At 60.5% G+C, this 24,021-nt stretch carries 25 protein-coding genes; 18 read left to right on the top strand and 7 right to left on the bottom strand.

Features of this window, described 5'->3' with window-relative positions; genetic code table 11:
• Positions 1-39: 39 nt before the first annotated feature.
• The 5 genes from GSQ80_RS06200 (at position 40) to GSQ80_RS06180 (ending at position 6,380) form a co-directional block, all read left to right on the top strand.
• The gene (locus GSQ80_RS06200) at positions 40-597 is read left to right on the top strand and encodes a thioredoxin family protein (RefSeq protein WP_158786772.1); all 558 of its coding nucleotides are present in this window, start codon (positions 40-42) and stop codon (positions 595-597) included.
• Positions 598-877: 280 nt separating this feature from the next.
• On the top strand, positions 878-1,318 hold the full coding sequence (locus GSQ80_RS06195) for a hypothetical protein (RefSeq protein ID WP_158786771.1): 441 nt from the start codon (positions 878-880) through the stop codon (positions 1,316-1,318).
• Between the two features lie 55 nt (positions 1,319-1,373).
• On the top strand, positions 1,374-1,676 hold the full coding sequence (locus GSQ80_RS06190) for a hypothetical protein (protein ID WP_158786770.1): 303 nt from the start codon (positions 1,374-1,376) through the stop codon (positions 1,674-1,676).
• Between the two features lie 81 nt (positions 1,677-1,757).
• On the top strand, positions 1,758-4,775 hold the full coding sequence (gene secA / locus GSQ80_RS06185; RefSeq protein ID WP_158786769.1) for a preprotein translocase subunit SecA: 3,018 nt from the start codon (positions 1,758-1,760) through the stop codon (positions 4,773-4,775).
• A gap of 114 nt (positions 4,776-4,889) precedes the next feature.
• On the top strand, positions 4,890-6,380 hold the full coding sequence (locus tag GSQ80_RS06180) for a PAS domain-containing sensor histidine kinase (RefSeq protein WP_254059472.1): 1,491 nt from the start codon (positions 4,890-4,892) through the stop codon (positions 6,378-6,380).
• A 20-nt stretch (positions 6,381-6,400) separates the two neighbouring features.
• Here GSQ80_RS06180 and GSQ80_RS06175 read toward each other — a convergent pair whose 3' ends face one another.
• Positions 6,401-7,201: an SDR family oxidoreductase gene (locus GSQ80_RS06175; RefSeq protein ID WP_158786768.1), complete on the bottom strand. Its 801-nt coding sequence runs from the start codon at positions 7,199-7,201 to the stop codon at positions 6,401-6,403.
• A 123-nt stretch (positions 7,202-7,324) separates the two neighbouring features.
• Between GSQ80_RS06175 and GSQ80_RS06170 the strand changes: the two genes are divergently transcribed.
• From GSQ80_RS06170 to GSQ80_RS06145, 6 genes are all read left to right on the top strand, one after another.
• Complete coding sequence (locus GSQ80_RS06170) at positions 7,325-7,945, top strand: TetR/AcrR family transcriptional regulator (RefSeq protein ID WP_254059471.1); 621 nt, start codon at positions 7,325-7,327, stop codon at positions 7,943-7,945.
• A gap of 150 nt (positions 7,946-8,095) precedes the next feature.
• A complete protein-coding gene (locus GSQ80_RS06165; protein ID WP_158786767.1) occupies positions 8,096-9,562 on the top strand; it encodes a serine hydrolase in 1,467 nt (488 codons plus the stop codon).
• A gap of 63 nt (positions 9,563-9,625) precedes the next feature.
• The gene (locus GSQ80_RS06160) at positions 9,626-10,171 is read left to right on the top strand and encodes a cupin domain-containing protein (protein ID WP_158786766.1); all 546 of its coding nucleotides are present in this window, start codon (positions 9,626-9,628) and stop codon (positions 10,169-10,171) included.
• Between the two features lie 29 nt (positions 10,172-10,200).
• Positions 10,201-10,821, top strand: coding sequence for an NAD(P)-dependent oxidoreductase (locus tag GSQ80_RS06155; protein WP_158786765.1), 621 nt, complete (start codon positions 10,201-10,203; stop codon positions 10,819-10,821).
• Positions 10,822-10,879: 58 nt separating this feature from the next.
• Complete coding sequence (locus GSQ80_RS06150; protein WP_158786764.1) at positions 10,880-11,203, top strand: rhodanese-like domain-containing protein; 324 nt, start codon at positions 10,880-10,882, stop codon at positions 11,201-11,203.
• Positions 11,204-11,255: 52 nt separating this feature from the next.
• Positions 11,256-11,954 (top strand): hypothetical protein, encoded by a 699-nt coding sequence (locus GSQ80_RS06145; protein ID WP_254059470.1) that lies wholly within the window; start codon positions 11,256-11,258, stop codon positions 11,952-11,954.
• On the opposite strand, the gene GSQ80_RS06140 is transcribed toward GSQ80_RS06145, so the two are convergent.
• Positions 11,922-12,200: a hypothetical protein gene (locus tag GSQ80_RS06140; RefSeq protein WP_158786763.1), complete on the bottom strand. Its 279-nt coding sequence runs from the start codon at positions 12,198-12,200 to the stop codon at positions 11,922-11,924. The two genes, GSQ80_RS06145 and GSQ80_RS06140, sit on opposite strands and share 33 nt — an antisense overlap.
• A 15-nt stretch (positions 12,201-12,215) precedes the next feature.
• On the bottom strand, positions 12,216-12,803 hold the full coding sequence (locus GSQ80_RS06135) for a ferritin-like domain-containing protein (protein WP_158786762.1): 588 nt from the start codon (positions 12,801-12,803) through the stop codon (positions 12,216-12,218).
• A 50-nt stretch (positions 12,804-12,853) separates the two neighbouring features.
• Between GSQ80_RS06135 and GSQ80_RS06130 the strand changes: the two genes are divergently transcribed.
• The 3 genes from GSQ80_RS06130 to GSQ80_RS06120 all read left to right on the top strand — a co-directional run bounded on the left by GSQ80_RS06130 (position 12,854) and on the right by GSQ80_RS06120 (position 15,110).
• Positions 12,854-14,113, top strand: a complete 1,260-nt coding sequence (locus GSQ80_RS06130) for a DNA topoisomerase IB (RefSeq protein ID WP_254059469.1) — start codon at positions 12,854-12,856, stop codon at positions 14,111-14,113.
• 176 nt (positions 14,114-14,289) lie between these two features.
• Entirely contained in the window at positions 14,290-14,691 is a 402-nt protein-coding gene (locus GSQ80_RS06125; protein WP_254059468.1) for a YidH family protein, read from the top strand.
• Between the two features lie 74 nt (positions 14,692-14,765).
• Positions 14,766-15,110 (top strand): VOC family protein, encoded by a 345-nt coding sequence (locus GSQ80_RS06120; RefSeq protein ID WP_158786760.1) that lies wholly within the window; start codon positions 14,766-14,768, stop codon positions 15,108-15,110.
• Between the two features lie 37 nt (positions 15,111-15,147).
• Here GSQ80_RS06120 and GSQ80_RS06115 read toward each other — a convergent pair whose 3' ends face one another.
• The 3 genes from GSQ80_RS06115 to GSQ80_RS06105 are packed head-to-tail and all read right to left on the bottom strand — an operon-like array spanning position 15,148 to position 17,358.
• Positions 15,148-16,164, bottom strand: a complete 1,017-nt coding sequence (locus GSQ80_RS06115; RefSeq protein WP_158786759.1) for a tyrosine-type recombinase/integrase — start codon at positions 16,162-16,164, stop codon at positions 15,148-15,150.
• Positions 16,157-16,408, bottom strand: a complete 252-nt coding sequence (locus tag GSQ80_RS06110) for a hypothetical protein (protein ID WP_158786758.1) — start codon at positions 16,406-16,408, stop codon at positions 16,157-16,159. Before GSQ80_RS06110 ends, GSQ80_RS06115 begins: the two co-directional genes overlap by 8 nt.
• Positions 16,405-17,358: a tyrosine recombinase gene (locus tag GSQ80_RS06105; RefSeq protein ID WP_158786757.1), complete on the bottom strand. Its 954-nt coding sequence runs from the start codon at positions 17,356-17,358 to the stop codon at positions 16,405-16,407. The genes GSQ80_RS06110 and GSQ80_RS06105 overlap by 4 nt, the downstream gene beginning before the upstream one ends.
• Before the next feature lie 219 nt (positions 17,359-17,577).
• Here GSQ80_RS06105 and ffh point away from each other — a divergent pair, with 219 nt between their 5' ends.
• Complete coding sequence (gene ffh / locus GSQ80_RS06100; RefSeq protein ID WP_158786756.1) at positions 17,578-18,963, top strand: signal recognition particle protein; 1,386 nt, start codon at positions 17,578-17,580, stop codon at positions 18,961-18,963.
• A gap of 1 nt (position 18,964) precedes the next feature.
• Here ffh and GSQ80_RS06095 read toward each other — a convergent pair whose 3' ends face one another.
• Positions 18,965-20,641 (bottom strand): DUF6119 family protein, encoded by a 1,677-nt coding sequence (locus GSQ80_RS06095; protein ID WP_158786755.1) that lies wholly within the window; start codon positions 20,639-20,641, stop codon positions 18,965-18,967.
• Between the two features lie 404 nt (positions 20,642-21,045).
• Here GSQ80_RS06095 and GSQ80_RS06090 point away from each other — a divergent pair, with 404 nt between their 5' ends.
• From GSQ80_RS06090 to GSQ80_RS06080, 3 genes are all read left to right on the top strand, one after another.
• Entirely contained in the window at positions 21,046-21,480 is a 435-nt protein-coding gene (locus GSQ80_RS06090) for a hypothetical protein (RefSeq protein WP_216850154.1), read from the top strand.
• A gap of 851 nt (positions 21,481-22,331) precedes the next feature.
• Positions 22,332-23,441, top strand: a complete 1,110-nt coding sequence (locus GSQ80_RS06085) for a YeiH family protein (RefSeq protein ID WP_158786754.1) — start codon at positions 22,332-22,334, stop codon at positions 23,439-23,441.
• 98 nt (positions 23,442-23,539) lie between these two features.
• On the top strand, positions 23,540-24,021 hold a 482-nt coding region (locus GSQ80_RS06080), incomplete at its 3' end, for an STAS domain-containing protein (RefSeq protein ID WP_158786753.1).

Genomic DNA, 24,021 nt, shown 5'->3' with positions numbered 1-24,021 from the left:
GCATAATCAAGTAGTCCTCACCAAAACTCGGAGACCGCCATGCGCCTCGTCCCTCGCAAGTTTTTCCCTATCGCCCTCGCCGCCGCCACGCTCCTCCTTCCCACCTCCGCCCTCGCCGAGCCCACCGCCGACCAGATCCTCTCGCAGTCCCGCGCCACCGCCGCCGCCCAACACAAAAACATCCTGCTCATCTTCGGCGCCTCCTGGTGCGGCCCCTGCCACATGTTCCAGCACTTCCTCGACGACCCCACCATCGCCCCCATCATGAACAAGGCCTTCGTCATCACCACGCTCGACGCCGACGAACTCACCACCGACACCAAGCACCACGACACCCCGGGCGCCGTAGACCTCCGCGCCAAGCTCGGCGGCGGCGCCGTCGGCATCCCATACCTCGTCATGCTCACGCCGGCCTGCCATCCGATCATCAACTCCCTCCGCCCCGACCCCAAGGCTCCCGCCGGTGGCAACATCGGCTATCCCGCCGTCCCCGCCGAGGTCGACTGGTTCATGCAGATGCTCCAGAAATCCGCGCCCACCCTCACCCCACAAGACACCGCCACGATCCACGCCTGGCTAACCGCCCACGGCTCCTGATCGTCTAATCCGCAGGGTCCATTACCAGTTCCAACCCCACGCTCGATGCATTCTTCCTTTGAAGCGTCGAGCCCTGCGATAAAATCCAAACACCATGCGTCCCCTCACCTCACACCTCGTCCAGCAGCAACGGCAGCTCTCCCGGGCGGCCTTGACGCGTGTGAGTCCTCGGACATCGAAAGCATCCTAGCTCTCGAACCTGACCACCAACCCAAAGCCCCCAACCTTCCGGCGGGCTTTTTCTTTGCGGCCCACCGGTTCACCACACCTGGAGCCCAAGATGAATCCCTTTACCCCCTTCACCTCAGACCACGAAATCGCAGCGATCGCAAGCGGCCTCCTCGATCGAACCCTGCCCAAGCCCCACTGGACCCACGCCGCTCACTTCGCCTCAACCCTATGGTTGCTCTCCGAGCGCCCCGAGCTCGACCTGCCCCGCGAACTCCCAACCATCATTCGCGCCTACAACGAAGCGACCGGCATAGCCAATACCGACCACAGCGGCTATCACCACACCATCACGCTCGCCTCCATCCGCGCTGCCCGATCCTTCCTCGCCGCCAGCCTCCACCCGCCCCTGTTCCTCACCTGCAATGCGCTCCTCGCGTCTTCTCTCGGCGCATCCCGTTGGCTCCTCTCCTATTGGTCACGCGAACGGCTCTTCTCCCCGGAAGCAAGGCGCGCATGGCTCGACCCCGACCTCCAGAACCTGCCCTTCTAACGATTTACAATCTACCGTCCACTTTCACGCGCATTTCGTTTAACATAGAGAGCGTATGCGTCTGCGGAATCGCCATCTCGCCTGCCTCCTCCTCCTGCTCTCGTCCCTGAGCGCAGCGGATGCTCGCAGCCTGCGCTCCGGAGAACTTACCCTCGGCGGCCGCTACATCAGCACCCTGCTCTGCCAAAGTGCGGTTGCGGTCATCGCAAAGCCTCTAGCCGAGCACACCGCACCCGCTCGCACCGAAGCCTTCGTGCTCCCGCCTGCCTCCCGTGCGCTCCACGCCGCTGCATGGACCATGCGTCCACCCGCTGAGCACACTGCCGCACTCCACGCCGCAACCTCCAGCCTCAGCTAAACGACGCTCATCAGCGTCCTGCGGACCCACCTCCGCACATCAGTATCCGCGCCTACGCGCCACCCCCCAAAGGAACCCACCGTGTTCAACGCCGCCCTCGCCAAAGTCTTCGGCACCTCCAACGAACGTGCCGTCAAGCGCATGCTCCCCGTCCTCGCCCAGATCAACAGCTTTGAAGAAGCCACCAAGCAGCTCACCGACGCCGAGCTCACCGCCAAGACCACAGAATTCCGCGCCCGCATCGCCGCTGCCCTCGAAAACATCACTGACCCCGAAGCCCTCATCGCCGCCGAGAAAGCCGCCCTCGACGAAATCCTTCCCGAAGCCTTCGCCGTAGTCCGCGAAGCCGGCCGCCGCACCGTCGGCATGCGCCACTTCGACGTCCAGATGATCGGCGGCATGGTCCTCCACCAGGGCAAGATCGCCGAGATGAAGACCGGCGAAGGCAAGACCCTCGTCGCCACGCTCCCCTGCTACCTCAACGCGCTCGCCGGTCACGGCGTCCACGTAGTCACCGTGAACGACTACCTCGCCAAGCGCGACGCCGAATGGATGGGCAAGATCTACGGCTTCCTCGGCCTCTCCGTCGGTGTCATCGTCCACGATCTCTCCGACCAGCAGCGCCGCGAAGCTTACGGGGCCGACATCACCTACGGGACGAATAACGAATTTGGCTTCGACTACCTCCGCGACAACATGAAGTTCGAACTCCCCGACCAGGTCCAGCGCGGCCACTTCTACTGCATCGTCGACGAAGTCGATTCCATCCTCATCGACGAAGCCCGCACCCCCCTCATCATCTCCGGCCCCACAGACAAGACCACCGACAAGTACGCCATTGCCGACAAGATCATTCCCCAGCTAGAGCTAGGCGAGCTCATCGAAACCCTCGAAACCAAAACCTGGTCCGGCGATTACGTCGTCGACGAAAAAGCCCGCGCCATCACCGTCACCGACGAAGGCTTCGAGAAGGTCGAGCAGCTCCTCGGCATCGGCAACATCGCCGACCCGGAAAACTGGGACATGAAGCACCACATCGAAGTCGCCATCAAGGCCCACAATCTCTACAAGCGTGACGTCGAATACGTCGTCAAGGACGGCGAAGTCATCATCGTCGACGAGTTCACGGGCCGCCTCATGCCCGGCCGCCGCTGGTCCGACGGGCTACATCAAGCGGTAGAAGCGAAAGAGGGAGTGCAAATCCGCAAAGAAGATCAGACCCTCGCCACCATCACCTTCCAGAACTACTTCCGCCTCTACAAAAAGCTCTCCGGCATGACCGGCACCGCCGAAACCGAAGCCTCCGAGTTCGACTCCATCTACAAGCTCGAAATCGTCGTCATCCCCACCAACCGCATCATGCAGCGCATCGAAAACCCCGACGTCGTCTTCCGCACGGCCAAAGAAAAATACTTCGCCGTCGCCGACGAAATCGAGCGCCTCCACGCCGCCAAGCAGCCCGTCCTCGTCGGCACCACGAGCATCGAAAAGTCCGAGCTCCTCTCCGACATCCTCAAGCGCAAGAACGTCCGCCACGTCGTCCTCAACGCGAAGTTCCACGAGAAGGAAGCTGAAATCGTAGCCCAGGCCGGACGTCTCGGCATGGTCACCATCTCCACCAACATGGCTGGCCGCGGTACGGACATCCTGCTCGGCGGCAACTCCGAGTTCATGGCCAAGCAAGACCTCGTCAAGCGCAAAGCCGCCCGCGCCGTCTCCGCAGCCGAAGGCGCCATCGCTCCCGTCGCGGCTCCCGGCTTCGTCCGCTTCTACTACCAGTCGCAGGAGTTCGAACTCCCGCAGCAGGACTGGGATGCCGCCATCGAAGCCCACGCCACCGCCACCAAATCCGAGCACGATGCCGTCATCGAAGCCGGCGGCCTACACATCCTCGGCACCGAGCGCCACGAGTCACGCCGCGTCGACAACCAGCTCCGTGGCCGCGCCGGCCGTCAAGGCGATCCCGGCTCCTCCCGCTTCTTCCTCTCCCTCGAAGACGACCTCATGCGCATCTTCGCCCGCGAGTGGGTCTCCACCCTCCTCCAGTCGCTCGGCATGGAAGAAGACGTCCCCATCGAATCGCGCATGATCTCCAAGCGCATCGAAGGCGCCCAAAAAGCAGTCGAGTCTCAAAACTTCGAGTCCCGCAAGCACGTCCTCGAGTACGACGACGTCATGAACAAGCAGCGCGAGGCCGTCTACTCCCTTCGTCGCCAGCTCATGGAAGGCGTTGCCCAGAAGCAGCTCATCACCGAAGACTACGTCTCCACCATCCTCTCCGGCATCCTCGACGAGTTCGCTCCCGAGAAGGCCCACCCTGAGCAATGGAACACCGAACAGATCTTCGCCCAGGTCTACGACGTCTTCGGTGCCAAACTCGAAAGCGAGATCGATCCCACCCAACTCAACCGCCACGAGTTCGGCGACGCCATCTATAACAAGCTCAACGAACGCTACGACATCAAAGAAAAAATCCTCGGCGAAGTCCAGCTCCGCTACCACGAGCGCGTCGTCATGCTCTCCGTCCTCGACGCCCTCTGGAAAGAGCATCTCCTCAACATGGATCATCTCAAGGAAGGCATCGGCCTCCGCGGCTACGGCCAGAAGGATCCCCTCGTCGAGTACAAGCAGGAATCCTTCAGCCTCTTCGAATCGATGATGATGCGCTTCCAGGAAGACACCGCCCGCAACCTCTTCCGCATGCAGATCCTCGCTCCCGATGGCACGCCTATCGAAAGCCTCGAGCAGCTCGCCCAGCTCCAGCTCGGCCAGGGCGCGCCCCCGCCTCCACCGGCCCAGCAGCAACTCCCCATGGACGCCACCTTCATCGGCAACCAGCCCGAGGCCCACCGCGCCGGGCCGCAGGATGCCCCACCCCCCACCATCCCCACGCGCGCCCCCTCCACCACCATCGATGCCCTCGAGCGCGAGTTCCAGCGCAACAAGCAGCGCGACCTCGCCGCCGCACGCCAGGCCGGTGGCTCAACCGCCGCGGCCACCGCAACCCAGCGCCGCACCGGCACAGAAGTAGGCCGCAACGACCCCTGCTTCTGTGGCTCCGGTAAGAAGTATAAAAAATGCCACGGAGCTAACGCCTAACCCCTTCTCCATCTGAACAAGTCGGCACCTCCCGGCTATCTTCTAGACCTGACAGCGCATCATACCTCGAGTCCCCCGGAGGTACGGGGCAGTTCCGACTTTCGAGGGCCCTACTTGCCGACGTTTCCAACCCGCACCGACGGTGAAGCCGCTACACTGCTACGGCAAATGCAGCAGTTCTTCGAGGCCACCACCGATGCGGTCTGCTTCCTCGATCGCGACTATTGCTTCACTTTCCTTAATCGCCGTGCACAGGAGATCGTCTCCATGGGCCTCGACCTCACCGGCAGAAACCTCTTCGAAGTCTTCCCCGCCACCGTATACGAAGGCTCTCCCTACGTGGCGTCCTACCACCGAAGCATGGACGAAGGCCTTCCCGCCGAGTTCGAAGCCTTCTACCCCGAGCCCCTCAACGTCTGGCTCCGCGTCCAAAGCTATCCCACCGACGACGGCATCATCATCTTCTTCCGCGACTTCACCTCCGAGAGGATCGATCGCGAAGCCCTCCGGACGAAGACCCTCGAAGCAGAGCGCCAGCACTCTGAAATCGAGGCCATCTATCGCACCGCGCCCATCGGCCTCGCCCTCTTCGACGTAGACGACTATCGCTACCTCCGCCTAAACGATCGCCAGGCCGCCTTCTTCGGCCTCAAGCCCGAACAGATCGTCGGCCGCACCGTCACCGAGATGGCCCCCATCCCCGGCCTCAAGGAACTCTTCGATGGTGTCCGCGCTGGCAAGTCAGTCATCAATTACCCACTCGAAGGCGAACTCATCACCGACCCCGGCGAGCATCGCTTCTGGACAGTAAACTATCTTCCCGTTTACGGCCCCGACGGCAAGGTTCAGGCCATCAGCGCCGCCAGTCTCGAAATTACCCAGCAGAAAAAGGCCGAACGAGCCCTTATCGAGAGCGAAAAACTCGCCGTCGTCGGCCGCCTCGCCAGCTCCATCGCCCACGAGATCAACAACCCCCTCGAGTCCGTCACCAACCTCATCTACCTCGCCCAGGTCGCCGAGTCTCTCGAGGAATCCCGCGGCTACCTCACCACCGCCGAGATCGAACTTCGTCGCGCTGCCGCCATCACCAGCCAAACCCTCCGCTTCCACCGCCAGGCCACCAACCCGCAGCTCATGAACGTTCGCGACCTCAACGACACGGTGCTCTCCATCTATCAGGGCCGCATCAACAACACCCGCGTCCGCATCGAGCACCGCAGCCGAGCCCGCCGCAAAGTTCACTGCTTCGACGGAGAAATCCGCCAGGTCATCTCCAACCTCATCGGCAACGCGCTCGACGTCATGCCCAGCGGAGGCCGCCTCCTCGTGCGCGAACGCGAGGCCACCAACTGGCGCACCGGCGAGCCCGGCGTCTCCATCACCATCGCCGACAACGCCAGCGGCATGAGCCCCGAAGTCCAGTCCCGCATCTTCAACCCCTTCTTCACCACCAAGGGCGTCACCGGCACCGGTCTCGGCCTCTGGGTCAGCAAAGAAATCGTGCAGCGCCATCGCGGCGAACTAGACGTCCGCAGCAGCCAATCCCCCGCCCACCACGGCACCGTCTTCACCCTCTTCCTCCCCTTCGACGCCGTCATTCGCTAGCAAACGAAACGAACTTCTTTCTACTTCACCATTGCTTTCACCAGCAATTGCCGCCATACCGCATCCGGCAAAAATCGGTTCATCCAAAAAAATGGGCCGGGTTTAGCGAGGTAACGTAATCGATTGCTGGAATCATTCGCAGCGCGGTAAATCACTTTCGCAACCTCCTCGGGCTTGGCCCCTGCAGCGTTGCTCTTCGTAAATACAGCCAGAAATTTGGCCATGCTTGCTCGATACGGGTCACTCACCGCCATTTGCTTGCTGCCCTTACCGAATTCGGTATTGATGCTGCCCGGCTCGATCATTTTTACGCGAATATTAAACGGCTCCAACTCGTAGCGCATGGATTCGCTCAACCCTTCCACTGCGAATTTCGTCGCGATGTAAGACGAGGCATACGGAAGTGCCATGCGGCCAATAATGGAAGAGACATTCAGTATCAATCCTTCGCCCGAGCCGCGCATGACCGGAAGAATTTGCTGCGTCACCCCAATCAGGCCGAACAGATTCGTCGCAAATTGCTGTTGAATCTGCTGACCGTCGATGGCTTCAATGGGACCGAACAAGCCATACCCTGCATTGTTCAGCAGCACGTCAATCTTCTTATAACGAGTCAACGTTGCGGCTATCGCTTGTGCAATGGAATCCGCATTCGTTACATCCAACGCCAATATGCTAATTTGCGGATGTTGAAGCACCGAATCGGCCTTGACCGGCTCGCGCATCGTTGCGGCAACATTCCAGCCTCGTTCGGCGAAGTAAACCGCAGTAGCCCGTCCGATACCGCTAGAGGCGCCCGTTATCAAAATTGTTTTAGCCATTTTTATTGTTCCTCCAAAGATGCGAAAATGCGTCTTGACTGTGTGTCGTGAAAAGACTACATGGTATAGACATACCAAATGGTATTTCGGTTGCAAATAGTTTTCGTGCGTTATGCTGGAAACGTGCCAAAAGCGATCAAGCAGAGGTTAACCCGGCAGGAGAGCCGGCTCGAAACCAGGGCAAGGCTTCTGGAGTCAGCAGCTCAGTTGTTTGCCAGGGGCGGCTATGAGGGCGCGTCCGTCGACCTGATTGCGGAGAGCGCAGGCTATTCCAAAGGAGCGTTCTACTCCAATTTTGAGAGCAAGGAAGCTATCTTCCTGGAACTTCTCGACGCCCATAAGCGGCGCGAGATTGACGCCTTGGCGCAGCTTCTTGCCCAGGACATTCCTGCGCCGGAACTTCTGTCGCTCATCCGCAACTCTGAAACCGTACGCGGCTCCGATTTCGACTTCGGTTTACTTTCTGCGGAGTTCCAACTGCAAGCCTGCCGCGACAAGACGTTTGCCAGAACCTATGCCAAGCTGCACCGCACTCACCGGGACACCATGGCAGGACTCGTCACCAAACTCTTTGCCAAACTTAATCGAATTCCGCCGTCTGATCCGAAACATCTTGCCGACATCATTATGGCCTTGACCACCGGCCTATCTTTACAAAGAACAAGCATGCAAGGGTCTCTACAAAAAGGATTCGTTACTGAGGCGATCCTTCTCGTACTTGGCCTTAATCGTTTGCCGATTTAGAGCTCGTCCGCGCTCGCGAACAGCACTGTAACGATAACGCGCCTCTCAATACTCAAGCCGCCGCGCCGCCATTCCTCCGCATGGCGCATATCGCACGCGCTACACTCGACCTACGCTCGACTCACTTCCCGCAGGAGCATGACCAAGCCCATGACCACGACCAAGCGCTTTCTGGCCCTCGTCTGCAACCTCGCCTTCCTCTCTCTCGCCACACGCGCCCAAACCCCTCCGCCCAGTACAGACCCCACCGAACGCGCCGAAGCCTTCGCCGTAGTCGACGCGTACCTCGACAGCGTGCAAGCCTACCACCACATCCCCGCGCTCTCCGCCGGCATCGTCGTCGGCGACAACCTCGCCTGGTCCAAGGGCTACGGCACCATCGACCTCCAGCACACCGTCCCCGCCAGCCCGCAAACCATCTACTCCATCTGCTCCATCTCCAAGCTCTTCACCTCCATCGCGCTCATGCAGCAGGTAGAAGCCGGCAAAGTTCAACTCGACGCCCCGCTCACCACCTACCTTCCCTGGGCGACCTTCAAGCCACCCACCGGCGACACCGGCCCCATCACTCTCCGCGGCCTTCTCACCCACTCCGCCGGCCTTCCCCGAGAATCCGACAGCCCCTATTGGACCGGCCCCGACTTCCCCTTTCCCACCGAAGCCCAGATCAAGTCCGCGCTCCCCAACCAAACCGCGCTCTACCCCGCCGAGCGCTACTTCCAGTACAGCAATCTAGGCCTCACCCTGGTCGGTGAAACCGTGCAGGCCGTAACCAACCAGCCCTACACCGACTACGCGCAAGCCCACATCCTCACGCCCCTCAACCTCACCGACACCCGCACCCACATGCCCATGGAGCTCTACGGCAAGCAACTCGCCGTAGCCTACAGTTCCATCAAGCGCGACGGCACCCGCGACGTGGTCAAGCCCTTCAACGCCCGCGGCATCACCCCCGCCGCCGGCTACACTTCCACCGTCGTCGACCTGGGCAAGTTCGCCTCCTGGAACTTCCGTCTCCTCCGCACCGAAAAACCCGAAGTCCTCAAGCCCTCCACCCTCCGCGAGATGCAGCGCGTCCAGTACATGGATCCCGACTGGAAAACCAGCTGGGGTCTCGGCTTCGAGATCGATCGCAAAGAAGACCACACCTACGTAGGTCACGGCGGCAACTGCCCCGGCTATCAAACCGCCATCCACATGCGCCCCGACGACGAGACCGCCGTCATCCTCCTCAACGATTCCGCCGAGCAGGTAGAACCCTACGTCCCCCACGTCTTCGAGCTCCTCGACAAGCGCAAAGGCTACAAGTTCAAAGGCACGCTCCCCACCGGCATCACCCTGGCCGACTACACCGGCCACTACTCCAACATGCCTTGGAGCTCCGAAGAAATCATCCTCCCCTGGGCCGGCGGCCTCGCCGTGCTGGTCCTTCCCTCCACCGACCCCGCCAACGCCATCCAGTTCCTCAAGCCCAAAGGCAACGACACCTTCCGCCGCGTCCGCAAAGATGGCACCGAAGCCGAAGAAGTCAAGTTCAACCGCGACGCCTCCGGCAAGATCATCAACTACATCACCTTCAGCAACGTCGCCACCCGCACCGCGCCCCTGGCCCCCTAACGCGCAAGCACCCCATCGTGCATCTCACCAACAGGTTCCAGTAACCGGTTCAGGAGATGCACGATGGCCAGCGCCCCGCAACCCACGCAAGCACCCACCCCCATCCCGCCCGACGACCTCGCCCGCGTGCTCGTCGCCGCCTCAGCCGACAGCTCCACCCTCCCTCACATCGGCCTCGTCGGCGACACGTACACAATCCTCCTTTCCGGCCACGACACCGCCGGCCGCTATTGCCTCATCGACATGCACATCCCTCCCGGCGGTGGCCCACCCCCGCACCGTCACGACTTTGAAGAATCCTTCATCCTCCTCGACGGCGAGATCGAAGCCACCTTCCGCGGCCAGAAGTCCACGGCCAAAGCCGGCGAAACCATCCACATCCCCGCCAACGCTCCCCACCAATTCCACAACGTCAGCAACCAGCCCGTACGCATGCTCTGCATCTGCTCGCCCGCCGGTCAGGAGGATTTCTTCGCCAAGGTAGGCGTGCCCGTAGCCACCCGCACCACGCCGCCTCCTCCTCTCACTCCCACCGAGCAGGCCGCCTTCCGCACCCGAGCCGAAACCCTTGCCCCACAGTACAAGACAGAACTCCTTCCCCCGGCCTAACCCTTCCAACGCACGAGGAGTCTCTCCCCATGAACGTCATCATCTTCGGCGGCACCGGTAAAACAGGCAGTCTCGTCGTCGAGCGCGCCCTCACCAAAGGCCACACCGTCACCGTCCTCGTCCGCGACCCCATCAAGTTCAAAGTCCCCAACGTCCGCGTCTGTGCCGGCGACGCCACCAATCCCTCCGACGTCCTCGCCGCCATGCACGGCCAGCAGGCCGTCATCGAAACCATCGGCGGTACCACCCCATGGAAATCCACGCACCTCGAATCCGACGCTATTCACGCAATCATTCACGCCATGCAGGAAGAGAGCGTGCGTCGCCTCATCAGCGTCTCCATGATGGGCATCGGCAACAGCCGCGCCCAGGCTCCTTTCTGGTACCGTTCCCTGCTCATGCCCACCTTCCTCCACGGCTCCACGCAGGACAAAACCACCAAGGAAGCCGCCATCACCGCCGAGCACGTCGAGTACGTCATCGTCCGTCCGCCCATCCTCAAAGACACGCCCGCCACCGGCCAGGTCCACATCCTCGCTCCCAACGCCATCGGCCACACCATCACTCGTGCCGACCTCGCCAACTTCCTCGTCGACCAGCTAGAAACCGACGCCAACCTCAACCGCGCCGTCACTGTCGTCAACACCTGACCCGGCCTGTACCTTCTGCCAGTGTTTCCCCACTGGATCACCTTGTATCCTTATTCCTATGGATTTAGAACTCACCGTCACCAAGGCCCTCGCGCTCCTCGCCTCCGATCACCCTCCCCTCCTCCTCGACGTCCGCGAGCCATGGGAATATCTAACCGCGCACATCCAGGCCAGCGTCATCATCCCCATGAACGAGATCCCCGGCCGCGCCCACCAGGAGCTCGACGAAGAAGCACACATCCTCGTTGTCTGCCACCACGGCGCCCGGTCCCTCTCCGTAGCCAACTGGCTCCGCGGCCAAGGCTTCGAGAAAGCCCAATCCATCTCCGGCGGCATCGACGCCTGGTCCACCCACATCGACCCCACCATCCCCCGCTATTAAATTCCAGCCGGCCCTTGTATAGTGGCGAAGCACCCTCGGAGACCCATCTCACGTGAAGCTCGCCACACTTCCCCTCGCCGCCCTCCTCCTCACCGCGCCCCTCGCCACCGCCCAAACCGCGCCGAACTTCCTCACCACCTACAAAGGCACGCCCTACACCGACGCCCACCACCCCATCGGCGCGCAAGCCATCCCCGGCATCGTGCAGTGCGCCTACTACGACCTCGGCGGCGAAGGCATCGCCTACCACGACACCGACGCCGTCAATCACGGCAGCGGCGAACTCAACCCTGCCAACGGCACCTACCTCAACGAGTTCCGCATGCACGAAGGCGTCGACACTTCCTACACCAAGTTCCACGACCCCAAAGTCCCCATCGACAACAACCCCTACGACCTAGTCACCCCGCCCGACGGCCAGCTTTACGTCGGCTGGACCGAACCCGGCGAGTGGTTCAACCTAACCGTCAACGTAGCCCACGCCGGCCTCTACACCGCCGACCTCCTCTACACCTCCAACCGCGGCGGCACCATCTCCCTCGACGTTAACGGAGTCCCCACCGCACCCATCACCATCCCCAGCACCTTCAGCAAAGACGAGCCTGTAGCCTGGCGCCAATGGCACCACTGGAACCTCCTCACCCACGCCACCACCCTCCAACTCCCAGCCGGCCGCAGCGTCCTCACCGTCCACATCCTCACCGAAGGCCAAATGAACTTAGCCACCTTCAACTTCAAACCCGCCCCCTAGCTTTCCCTCGCCCTCGCCCTCGCCGTTGCCGCTGCCGTTGCCGTTGCTTTTGGCATTGCCGTTGCCTTTCTTTGACAATTTCTGAAAGAAATTGTCCTTCCGAGCGCAGCGAGGAACCTGCTGTCTCCCGTTCTTGCCCTTGCCTTTCTTTCTGTCATTCCCCCCGGGAATCTGCTTCTCGCAACTTCCCGCCCCCACGCGCGACACCAACAAAGAGGCGGCCATCAGGCCGCCTCTCTGCTTCATTTCTCCGCAAATTACCTACGCACTCTTCCGCCGCAAATCCGGTGAAGCCTTCTTCTCATCCTCCACGCTCTTCTTCGCCGAGTACTTCTCCTTCGCCGACTTCGGTCCCTTCTTCTCCGCAGGCTGTTCCGCCGACGCCTTCAGAATCGGCTTAGCCGCCGCAGTAATCTTCTCCGCCGCAGCCTCCTCCTCCGACAGATTCTCCTCCAGCAACTGCACCACCTCGTCCAGACCCAGCGTCTCCGCCATCGCAATGGCCGCCTGGTATCCGGCGATCTCGTAGTGCTCCGTCCGTAGCGCAGCGCCCACTATACCGGCATCGAACGACGGACCTTCCTCGTCCTTCTCGAGCGCATCCGCACCCTCTTCAATCACGCCTTCCATTCCATTGCAGTGCTCACCCGTCGGCTTCTCTCCAAGGTGTTCGAACACCGTACGCAAACGCAGCACCTGGCCCTTGGTCTCTTCAAGGTGATCGGTAAACAATTGCTTAAGCGCCTTGTCCTTCGCGCCCTTAGCCAGCTTTGGCAGCGCCTTCACCAACTGGTTTTCCGCGCTATACATATCCCGTAGTTCGTCGACTAAAACATCCTGTAATGCCATGATTGATCTCCTGTGATCGCGCTTCCCGGGCTTCCCCAGCCAGTTGTGGCATGGCCTCGCGCACGCATCAGCACCATGAGAGTTTGCCGCAACGCGAAGGGTTGGCTAGTAACTTCCGCACTCTTACAACACTTGACCGGATCAAACTTTCTCCAGACCCAAACCCCGCATCTAACGGCTCCATGTGCCCCGCACCTGCCAAATCGGCGCGCAAGCAATCCGCCGCGCCCGCCCCCATCCCCGACCCAATCGACTCCGCCCGCGCCGCCGGCCTGCGCTACGTATACGACACCCGCCCCGGCATCTCCCGCCACCGCACCCGCACCGGCTTCACCTACCGCACCCCCGACAACAAACCCCTCCGTGCCCGTAACGCTGAAGACAAGGAAACCCTAGCCCGTATCAAGTCCCTCGTCATCCCGCCCGCCTGGGAAAGCGTCTGGATCTGCACCCTCGCCAACGGCCATCTGCAAGCCACCGGCCGCGACGCCAAAGGCCGCAAGCAATCCCGCTACCACCCCAAGTGGCGCGAAGTCCGTGACCAATCTAAGTACGAACACATGCTCCACTTCGGCGCCACCCTCCCCACCATCCGCGAGCGTGTAAACGAACACCTCACCCTCCCCGGCCTCCCCCGCGAAAAAGTTCTAGCCACCCTAGTCCGCCTCTTAGAAACCACCTTCATCCGCATCGGCAACGAATCCTACGCGCGCGAAAATAATTCCTTCGGCCTAACCACCCTCCGCCGCCGCCACGTCGACATCAACGGCTCCCGCCTCACCTTCAAATTCAAAGGCAAGTCCGGCGTCGAGCACACCATCAACCTCACCGATCGCCGCCTCGCCCGCATCGTAAAAACCTGCCGCGACATCCCCGGCTACGAACTTTTCTCCTACCTCGACGACGAAGGCAATGCCCACACCATCGACTCCACCGACGTAAACGCCTACCTCGACGGCATCACCGATCCCGACTCCCACTTCACCGCGAAAGACTTCCGAACCTGGGCCGGCACGGTACTGGCCGCGATGACCCTCCGCGACTTCGAACCCTGCGACACCGAAGCCCAGCTCAAGAAAAATCTCGTCCAGGCCATCAAGTCCGTATCCCAGCAACTCGGCAACACCCCCACCGTCTGCCGCAAGTGCTACATCCACCCCGCCGTCCTCGACGCGTACCTAACCGGCGCGATGGCCACCCTCCTCGCCGATCTCAAGCCCTCCGCCAACTCCGCGCCCCACGCTCTCCGCCCCGAAGAATCCGCCCTTATGCACTTGCTCGAACAGCAACTATCCCAGGCCGCCGCATAAAGAACAGGCCCACGCCGCCGGATTGGGCAAAACGCCTTTCGCCGTCATCCTGAGGCGCAGCCGAAGGACCCCCGCATTTGCATTTGCTTTTGCTGTTGCTCTTGCTTCTTCTTTTGCCCTTGCCTCTCTTTCTGTCATTTCCTCTGGGAATCTGCTGTCTGTTCCGCTCTCCACCCATGCCAGCTACCATTACTCTTATGCCCGACTCGCCCCAGGACGACCCCCGCGTCTACTTCGCCGCTGAGCGCACCTTCCTAGCCTGGATCCGCACCGGCCTCGGCCTCATGGGTGTTGGCTTCGCCGTCAGCCGCTTCGGCCTCTTCCTCCGCGAGCTTTCCTCAACCCAGCACGCCCCAGCCGAAACCGAAACCACCCACTCCGTCATCATCGGCGTTGCGCTCGTAGCCCTCGGCGTCCTGATCAACATCACCTCGGTCTTCAGTCACTTCCGCACCGTCAGAAAACTCTCCGCCGGTACCTGGCAGCCCGGCCAACCCTCCCGCACCGCCATCTCCCTCGCGATCATCCTCGCACTCCTCGGTATCGCCATGGCCATCTACCTCATCCGCTTCCGCTGATTTTTTCAATCACGTTTGACTTGACCTGCCAGAAGATTCCTCCGATACTCCTCGCAAACTGAAAGGAGACCACCATGGCCCACCCCGTAGTCCACTTCGAAATCGGCTGCAAAGATAAGGAAACCACCAGCGCCTTCTACCAAAACGTCTTCGGCTGGTCCATCGACCCCGGCCCCATGGGCATGATCAACACCGGCTCAACCGAAGGCATAGCCGGCCACATCGCGGCCCTCGGCCACGAGCCCCACCAATTCACCCACTTCTACATCCAAACCGACGACGTCGCCGCCAGCCTCCAGCAAGTAGAAGCCGCCGGTGGCAAAACGGTAGTCCCACCAGTCCCGATCCCCACCGGCACCTTCGCCTGGTTCAGCGACCCCGAAGGCAACACAGTAGGCCTCTGGAAACCCAACGCCTGAAACTGAGAACTAACAACTGAGAACTGACAACTCGTTCTCACTTCGCCCTCGGATGTGTCTCGTCATAAACCTTCTGCACCTGCCCCACGGTCAACTGCGTATACCGCTGCGTAGTCGACAACCGTTCATGCCCCAGCATCTCCTGGATCGCCCGCAGATCCGCCCCCTCCTCCAGCATGTGCGTTCCAAACGCGTGTCTCAGCGTATGCGGATGCACATCCGCGGCCAACCCCCGGCTCAGCGCAATCGACTTCACAATCCTCCCCACACTCCGCGTAGTCAGCCGAGCCCCACCCTTCGCCACCCCCACCCGCAACCGAATCAGCAGCGGCCCATCGTGCACCAGCTTGCCCATCCCCACGCCCTCCAGCTTCGACTGCCTCTGAGGCAAGTAAGCCCGCACCGCCTCCGCCGCCGCATCACCCAACGGCACCAGCCGCTCCTTCTTCCCTTTACCAAACACGCGAATCGCATCATCCCGCCAATGGATCGCATCCATATCCAACCCCACTAACTCCGAGTTACGAATCCCACACCCATACAACAACTCAAAGATCACCCGCTCCCTCTCCGGCCAGCTAGCAACCTCTTCACCGCCCATAGATCTGGGTGCCCCATGTCTCGCTTCTGAGACATGGGTTTCCACCGCTCTTCCCGTAGGCGTCATTGAATCCAACACCCGATTCACCTCTTCCATACTAGGCACCCGCGGCAAATGTTTCGGCAGCTTAGGAGTGCTCACCAACAGCGCAGGATTACTCTCCACCAACCCAGCCTTAGCCGCCCACTTAAACCAGCTCCGAATCGCGGCCAGCGCCCGAGCCACGCTAGCCTTCGTCAACCCCTTATCCAACAGCGTCGCCATATAAGCGCGAATATGCGCATGTTCCACCGACGCCATCACCGCCCCCTCCCCCAGCGTCTCCGTCAAAAACTCCGCAAACCCCCGCACCTCCCGCGAGTAAGCCCGCAACGTATGTTCACTAGCCCCCCGCTCATCCCGCATCATCCCGAGAAATTTTTCCGCCAGCCCGAAAAAGTTTTGCTTACCCATGCCGACGCGCCTGAACCTTTCTAGCAATCCACAGCACCAACCCCACAACCGCGGAATAGAAAATCCAGTTCCCAACAAACACCAGCAAGAGACTGGAAATCCGCAGGTCAGTCCTCATAGCCATCGCGAAGTGGATGCCCGGCAAAGCAAGCACCTGGAAGCTATGCCCGCGCACTTCACTCACGACAAACGCAATCGCCGCCCCAGCCAGCACAATCAGCAGAACCGTCCGTTGCCCCCTCATGCCTCCACCCCACTTCTCCGAGTAGCCCGCGGATGATGCAACCGATGCACCGTCTTCAACCGATCAATCGCCAGATGCGTATACACCTGCGTCGTAGCAATATCCGCATGCCCCAGCAGCGTCTGCACGGTCCTCAAGTCCGCGCCGTGCTCCACCATATGCGTAGCCATACTATGCCGCAGCTTATGCGGACTAGCATGCCGATCCAGCGCCCGCACGATCTTCCAAACCATCTGCGTAGTAAGCGGCTTCCCCCGCACGCTCAGGAACAACGCTCTCTGCAGCGACTTCCCCAACAACTCTCTCCGCCCACGCGCCACATAAGCCTCCAGCGCCTCGACAGCCGACCGCCCAATCGGCACAATCCTCTCCTTATCGCCCTTCCCCCTCACCTGCACGCTAGCCGTCTCCAGCCGCAAATCCTCCTGCCGCAGCGCGACAATCTCCCCCACCCGCAACCCACCCGCATACAGCAACTCCAACATCGCATGATCCCGCAGCGCGGCCCCACTAGCATCCGCCGCCCGCGCAGCAACACCAGTCTTTCCCAGCATCTCGCCAACCTCGCTCTCCGCCAGCGACTTGGGCAGCACCTTCCAACTCGACGGCGACTCAATATTCACCGTAGGATCCCGCGTCACCCGCTTCTCAACCAGCAGCCACTTATAGAACCCCCGCACGCAACTCAACTTCCGCGCAATCGACCGCGACTGCACCCCATGCTCTCGCAGATGCTGCATAAACCCGCTAACGTCCCCCTGCTCCGCGCTCAAGAAAGTCTTCACCCCACTGCCCCCCGCGCCGCCGCCCTCGAGAAACTCCGCAAACATCTCCAGGTCGCGCAGATAAGCCTCGCAACTAAGCGGCCGCAGCCCCTTCTCCACCCGCAAGTGCGTCATATACTCGCGCAGCATCTCCCCGCTACTCCCAACATTTGACGCCGTCTTCATCCCTAGATTCTCGCGCCCCCCTCCCCCAACCGCCAGCCCCCGTACCTCCCTCGCCACGTCTTACTCCCCTCCACCATCCCTCCACCCAAAATCTGTCATCCTGAGCGGAGCAATTCACGCACTTGCGAATTGCGCAGCCGAAGGACCCGCCACCAAGCTTGCAGCCGCACATCTTGGGCACCTTTCGGCCCCATCTCCACTGCTAAACTACCTATAGCCATGTTTGAAACTCTCTCCGACAAACTCCAACGCTCCTTCAAGACCCTCCGCGGCCAGGGCACCCTCACCGACGAGAACATCAACGAAGCTCTCCGCGAGATCCGTGTAGCCCTCCTAGAATCCGACGTCAACCTCGACGTAGCCCGCGACCTCATCGAAAAAATCCGCGCCAAATCCCTCGGCTCGCAGGTCACGACAGCCCTCTCCCCCGCCGAGCAAATCGTAAAAATCGTCCGCGACGAACTCATCGCCACCCTCGGCACGGACACGGCCCGCTTCAAATTCGCCTCGCAACCCCCAACAGTAATCCTGATGGCCGGCCTGCAAGGCTCCGGCAAAACCACATCCTCCGGCAAGCTGGCCCAGTGGCTAAAGAAGGGTGGCCACCGCCCCCTGCTCGTCTCGGTCGACGTCTACCGCCCCGCCGCCCGCGAGCAGCTAGCGGTAGTCGCCAAGTCCATCGGAGCCCAACTCTACGAAGGCAAGCTCGACCCCACCCAGACCCACGGCACCGACGACGTCCTCCGCCTGGCCAAAGAAGCCCGCCGCGAAGCCGTCAACTCCGCCTGCGACATCCTCATCGTCGACACCGCCGGCCGCCTGGGCATCGACGAGTCCCTCATGGACGAGATGGCCCAGCTTAAAAAGCTTCTCTCCCCCACCGAGATCCTCTTCGTAGCCGACGCCATGACCGGCCAGGACGCCGTCAACTCCGCCAAGGCCTTCAACGACAAGCTCCAAATCACCGGCGCCATCCTCACCAAGATGGACGGCGACAGCCGCGGTGGCGCCGCCCTCAGCATCCGCCAAATCACCGGCCAACCCATCAAGTTCCTCGGCACCGGCGAAAAGCCCGACGCCTTCGAAGCCTTCCACCCCGACCGCATCGTCTCCCGCATCCTCGGCATGGGCGACATCGCGACCCTCCTCGAGCGCGCCGAAGAAAAGCTCGACAAGACCAAGGCCGCCGACTTCGCCAAGAAGGCCCTCTCCGGCGACGGCTTCTCCCTCGAAGACTTCCGCGAGCAGCTCCGCCAAATCAAGAAGCTCGGCAGCATGCAATCCATCATGAAGATGCTCCCCTCGGTCGGCCCCTTCGCCGCCATGCAGCAAGCCGCCGGCAGCGTCGACGAGAAGCAATTCGCCCGCGTAGAAACCATCATCGACTCGATGACCACCAAGGAGCGCCGCAACGCCGCCATCATCAACGGCAGCCGCCGCAAGCGCATCGCCCTCGGCAGCGGCACCACGGTACAAGAGGTCAACAACCTCCTCCGTCAACACCAGCAAATGAGCAAAATGTTCAAGACCATGGGCTCAGGCGGAGGCAAAATGCAACAACGCCTAATGAGCCAAATGGGCGGCGGCCAAAGATTCGGACGATAAGCTAATCAACAACGAGCGGTTCGGCGGACGACTCAGTACCGGAAGGTGCCGCCTCCGGCTTTTTCTTTCTGCTCCTTGGCTTAGCCACCTTCTTGGGCGAAACGTCAGAGACAAATCCGTAGAGACACTCCGCATTCATTAACTCGAAGAGCTTGACCGTACGATTCAAAGAGATTCGGGAGAAGAGCGGGAGATTATCAGATTTCTTTGTTGGACTTTTGTGAGTCACAATCACAAAGCGCACACCAAATGCTCTAGAACTCAAGGGTGCTTCCGGAAAAAGCGGATTATTCTGGCCAGCAACTTTGACGATAAGATCCCCCAACTTGCCGCGCGATGCGCTTTCGATACGGAGAATTTCGAAGGCGTTCGTACCCTGATTGAACAAATGGCTCAACTGCGCTGAAACGGTAGATCGCTTGACGTGATACAGAAGACCAGCCCCGCCCTCGACTCGATAAAGGTCACATGGTTCAATCTGAGACTGTCCGTCGGGGCTAATATCAGCAAGATCTAAGCAGATGAAAGATTTATCAGCTATGGCGACTGCCTTGTTGTATGCACCCTCATTGTCGTGTGAATACGGCGGCATTCCCAAATCGACGCAAAGCGGATCGAGCTTGCTCTTCAGGCGCTGTACATAAGAATCTTCGACTCGGTACCACTTACCTTCGAGTAGATGATATGTTTGTTCTTCAATTCCGAATTTTGTCTCAAACATAAGACATCGATAAACCGAATAATGTTTTTTTCGCACCTCATCGTCATCACAGAGGTCAACGCCTTGGCGTTTTAGATCGTCCAGTGACAGACTTGTTCTGTCCTTTGCATTTTTAATTAGATATTCGATGTAAGTGCCGAAAAACACATCCTCATATAGCAGGCTCGGCCCCTCTCCAGTGAACGCAACATAGTGCACGCCGCTTGAGTAATCGACGATTTCGGGGATGACAAGATACAGGCTGTCGTCACCCTCCCTAACCGCGGATACTAGAGCAGCATTCAGTTGGTTAATCACCCCCGCATCGCGAACGGGCATTATATTCTGGAGATCAGGAAAAGTTGTTTTATAAACTTCGCTGTTATAGAGCTCCAACAGTTGGGCGCATCTCCCGCCGAGTTCCTTAGCAGAGCAGTCCAGGCTGATGCTCAAGCTGCTCGCGCCTGTTACGTGGCGAAAGAGCTCTTCGTACTTCGCTGAGACCTTTCCAGTGATACTTTTCACCACCGAAGAGTCTCGATCAAAATCGAAAAAGGTGAGATCAGCACCCATAGGCATCTGCGTACGCTTTCTACGTGCAGCACCTGGATCGACTGTGTCTGTGCTTCGGAGCTCTTTAGGGTCCACGCAGTTGAGCGTTACCCGCAAACCGAAATCATGCTCGATACTGTCATCGCTAAGATTGTGGTAAACAAGTCCAAAAGTTAGGGCGAAACACCTATCTTGGATAGGAACGAACAACAAGGCACCTTTTCTAGCTTGCCGCAATTCCGCAGTGATTCCTAAATAGCTCCTCCACCAAGGCAGCGAAGAGGGAGCATCCAATACAAATACGCTCGACCCTGGAGGCAAATCTTTGCCGTCTACAGGCAATAGCTTATGGTTGGATTTGAGGGAGTTAGTACCGTCAAAGTTGGGCTTCAGAAGATGAATAGAAAACGGGCGACTCTTGCTCAATTTGTAAATCCCCGGATTTGATTTGGATTGCTTGCGAAAGCGTACTTGTTTCGGCCGCTCTCCGCAAGGCAAATGAATCCGACCAGAGGATACAAATTCAGTCGATCGAGACGGCGAACTCGGAACGCTTAGATTTATAACCTGCGCAGAAACTAAGAAGGATTATTCACTGAGCGGCGCGTCGTTATGTGCTTAGTCTCTCGACTCAGCGGCTCAAGTGCATCGAAGGGGCACGGCTTCAGCCGTGCCATAAACCCGCCGGGCCAACGGCCCTACCGCTCTGCCGAAGGCCGGAGCGCAGCCGCAGGCGGAGCGACTGGATTGCATCTGCTGGTCCGCAAGCGCTACGCCTGCTAAACTTTCGCCTACCGGGCCAATCAAACTAGCGAAGCAGAGGAATTATCGTGGCTAGAAGGCGTAATCAGGATAAGGCGCTGGGAGCGCTCTTAGCACTCGGCCTCATCATTGGCATCCCACTCTGGATAATCCGCGAGGCGTCAGACGCCGTCGGCCCCCTCGCTGTAGTCGCCATCTTGATCGGCCTCGCCGTAGGGTTCCTCCTACTACGCATCCGCGCTCGCGCTGCGCGCCGGGCGCAGTTGCTCGAAAAATACGGGGATGAGAATGTAGTCGAACTAATCATGAAGCGTAGCTTTTGGCAGGGACAAACGGACCAGCAACTCATCGACTCTATAGGCAGACCAGTTGCCATAGACGACCACCTCCTAAAGACCAAGAAGCGACAGACTTGGAAGTACAACCAAACGGGCGTGAACCGCTACAAGCTTCGCCTTACATTGGAAAATGATGTCGTCATAGGTTGGGATAAGAAAGCATAAGAGCTTCAGCCGTGCCATAAACCCGCCGGGCCTTCGGCCCTACCGCTCTGCCGAAGGCCGGAGCGCAGCCGCAGGCGGAGCGACCAACCTGCCTTCCCCGCCCCCGCCCACCCCGCCCAACCGACAGCCACGCGAAGCCCTCGCCGTCCGCGCAGGACCGCAGAACCCTGTCAAGCCCCCCAGCACCCCAGAAACCACCAAACCCCCTATAAACACTGGCGATTTATATTTCCAAAACTTGGCATAGTTACCCCCACCCACCAACTACAATAGAGATAGCCCCCAAAACACCAACACAATTCCCACCCTGCTGCCTCAAAACCAGCTAAGTCCTTTAGAAAGTCATACTCCACCCATAACCCGTGTGACGAGACTACTTTAGCGCCATCTTCTCCACCCGAGGGAGGGGTACTTTCACCCCTAACCCCAGCATCGAGACTACTTTAGAGCAGAGGTATGACTTAAGGGGTGGGGAGGGGGGTATCCACCCCCGCGCATGAACGCCCCGTGAATTCGCACCCGAAAAACTTGCACCACTTTCCCGCAACTGATACATCTAAAACACATGTCCCGCCAAACTCAGTCGCGACGCACCTCCCAATGTTGTCCGCGCTGTTGTTGCCGCTGAACGTTCTGATTCGTCCGTTCCGTTCACGCGCCCCCTTCTCCTTCCAATTCCATAAGCCAGCCTGACGAACCTCCATCCGTCCAGCGGCTCCCCAAAGGAGCATTATGCCCGCACCCGCGCGCCGCCTCTCCCTCGACACCTGGGCCGTTCTCCTCTCGCTCACCCTCGCCCTCCTCGTCCGCATCGGCATCCTCAAAGTCGTCCCCTGGTAACGGAGCCCACCATGCCCAACACCATCGCCATCAACCAAGCCGCGACCACCGCAACCAAGCCCACCGCAACTAAACCCACCACCACCAACCCGCTAGGCCTAATCCCCGGCATCCTCCTCCTCGCCGCCGTGGGCTACGCAGGCAAGTTCATCGAGCAATTCATCGCCCGCTACGGCAAGTCCCACCACCTCGTCCTCCCCAACATCGAGTACGTCCTCTGGGCCATCCTCATCGGCCTCCTCATCGCCAACACCATCGGCGTCCCCGAACTCTTCCGCCGCGGCGTCGCCACCTACGAGTTCTGGCTCAAGACCGGCATCGTCCTCCTCGGCGCCCGCTTCATCCTCGGCGACATCGCCAAGCTAGGCGGCATCGCCCTCCTCCTCGTCTTCGTCGAGATCGCCCTCGGCCTAGCCTTCATGACCTACCTCGGCAAGGCCTTCCATCTCAAGCCGAAGCTCGTCTCTCTCCTCGCCGTCGGCTCCTCCATCTGCGGCGTCTCCGCCATCATCGCCGCACAAGGCGCCATCGAAGCCGACGAGGAAGACTCCTCCTTCGCCATCGCCGCCATCCTCGCCCTCGGCGCCATCTCCCTCTTCGTCTTCCCTCTCGTCGGACACGCGCTCCACCTCAGCGACCGCGCCTACGGTGTCTGGACAGGCCTCGCCGTAGACAACACCGCCGAAACCGCCGCCGCCGGAGCCCTCTACTCCGACGCAGCCGGCAAAGTCGCAGTCCTAGTCAAAACCTGCCGCAACGCCATGATCGGCTTCGTAGTCCTCGGCTACGCCATCTACTGGGCATCGAAAGGCCAGGCCGCCGGCATCCAGAACAAGGCAGCCTTCCTCTGGACAAAGTTCCCCAAGTTCGTCCTGGGCTTCCTTCTCATCTCTCTACTAGCCAGCGTAGGCTTCTTCTCCAAGCCCGGCCTGCTCGCGATCGGCAACCTCTCCCGCTGGGCCTTCCTCCTAACCTTCGCCGGCGTAGGCCTCCGCACCAACTTCCGCGACCTAAGCAAGCAAGGCCTCCGCCCCTTCCTCGTAGGAGCCATCGGCGAAGTCGTCATCGCACTCGTCACCCTCGGCTTAGTCTTCGCCGCCGACAGAGTCTTCCACCTCTAGCCTCCGTGGCGCATCCCGAACGCGGGCGACGCGCTCAATGTTCGCCGTCCGCGCAGGACCCCTGTATTATTCATGGCAACCCACTCCCACGAGCGCGCATGCCACTGAACCTCACCACCAAGTTCACCGACAACATCTACATCCTCAATTGCGACGGCGCCATCACCCTCGGCCCCGAGGCCACCGCCCTCGAAGCCCAGCTAGAGCGCTGCTCCCACGCGACCGCGAAAATCATCCTGAACCTGGCCAAAGTCCATCGCCTAGACAGCATGGGTCTCGGCCTGATCGTCCGCCACATGGCCGCCCTCCGCAAGCGCAGCGGCGACCTCCGCCTCTCCGCCTCCTCGCCCTTCGTCGCCAGCCTACTCGAGCACACCATGCTCACCACCGTCCTCCGCTCCTACCCCACCGACGCCGACGCCCTAAGCTCCTTCCAGAAATCCACGCCGACCGCGAAACCCCAACAGCAGCAGGGCCGCCGCGTCCTCTTAATCGACAGCTCCCCCGACCTCTGCGCCTTCGTCCGCACCATCCTCTCCCAGCACGGCTTCGACATCAAATCCATCGCCATGCTCCGCGA

Origin of the sequence: Granulicella sp. L46, from assembly GCF_009765785.1 — a bacterium.
GTDB lineage: Bacteria > Acidobacteriota > Terriglobia > Terriglobales > Acidobacteriaceae > Granulicella.
The sequence above is the reverse complement of the archived record's forward strand: the minus strand, read 5'-3'. Positions and strand labels throughout refer to the sequence as shown.

Coding starts and splice junctions, on each gene's coding strand:
- GSQ80_RS06190 (WP_158786770.1), top strand. CDS start 1,374: ATGCGTCTGCGGAATCGCCATCTCGCCTGCCTCCTCCTCCTGCTCTCG.
- GSQ80_RS06175 (WP_158786768.1), bottom strand. CDS start 7,201: ATGGCTAAAACAATTTTGATAACGGGCGCCTCTAGCGGTATCGGACGG.
- GSQ80_RS06165 (WP_158786767.1), top strand. CDS start 8,096: ATGACCACGACCAAGCGCTTTCTGGCCCTCGTCTGCAACCTCGCCTTC.
- GSQ80_RS06135 (WP_158786762.1), bottom strand. CDS start 12,803: ATGGCATTACAGGATGTTTTAGTCGACGAACTACGGGATATGTATAGC.
- GSQ80_RS06130 (WP_254059469.1), top strand. CDS start 12,854: ATGGCCTCGCGCACGCATCAGCACCATGAGAGTTTGCCGCAACGCGAA.
- ffh (WP_158786756.1), top strand. CDS start 17,578: ATGTTTGAAACTCTCTCCGACAAACTCCAACGCTCCTTCAAGACCCTC.
- GSQ80_RS06195 (WP_158786771.1), top strand. CDS start 878: ATGAATCCCTTTACCCCCTTCACCTCAGACCACGAAATCGCAGCGATC.
- GSQ80_RS06200 (WP_158786772.1), top strand. CDS start 40: ATGCGCCTCGTCCCTCGCAAGTTTTTCCCTATCGCCCTCGCCGCCGCC.
- GSQ80_RS06155 (WP_158786765.1), top strand. CDS start 10,201: ATGAACGTCATCATCTTCGGCGGCACCGGTAAAACAGGCAGTCTCGTC.
- GSQ80_RS06120 (WP_158786760.1), top strand. CDS start 14,766: ATGGCCCACCCCGTAGTCCACTTCGAAATCGGCTGCAAAGATAAGGAA.
- GSQ80_RS06105 (WP_158786757.1), bottom strand. CDS start 17,358: ATGAAGACGGCGTCAAATGTTGGGAGTAGCGGGGAGATGCTGCGCGAG.
- GSQ80_RS06160 (WP_158786766.1), top strand. CDS start 9,626: ATGGCCAGCGCCCCGCAACCCACGCAAGCACCCACCCCCATCCCGCCC.
- GSQ80_RS06110 (WP_158786758.1), bottom strand. CDS start 16,408: ATGAGGGGGCAACGGACGGTTCTGCTGATTGTGCTGGCTGGGGCGGCG.
- GSQ80_RS06125 (WP_254059468.1), top strand. CDS start 14,290: ATGCCAGCTACCATTACTCTTATGCCCGACTCGCCCCAGGACGACCCC.
- GSQ80_RS06140 (WP_158786763.1), bottom strand. CDS start 12,200: ATGAAGCAGAGAGGCGGCCTGATGGCCGCCTCTTTGTTGGTGTCGCGC.
- GSQ80_RS06150 (WP_158786764.1), top strand. CDS start 10,880: ATGGATTTAGAACTCACCGTCACCAAGGCCCTCGCGCTCCTCGCCTCC.
- GSQ80_RS06115 (WP_158786759.1), bottom strand. CDS start 16,164: ATGGGTAAGCAAAACTTTTTCGGGCTGGCGGAAAAATTTCTCGGGATG.
- GSQ80_RS06085 (WP_158786754.1), top strand. CDS start 22,332: ATGCCCAACACCATCGCCATCAACCAAGCCGCGACCACCGCAACCAAG.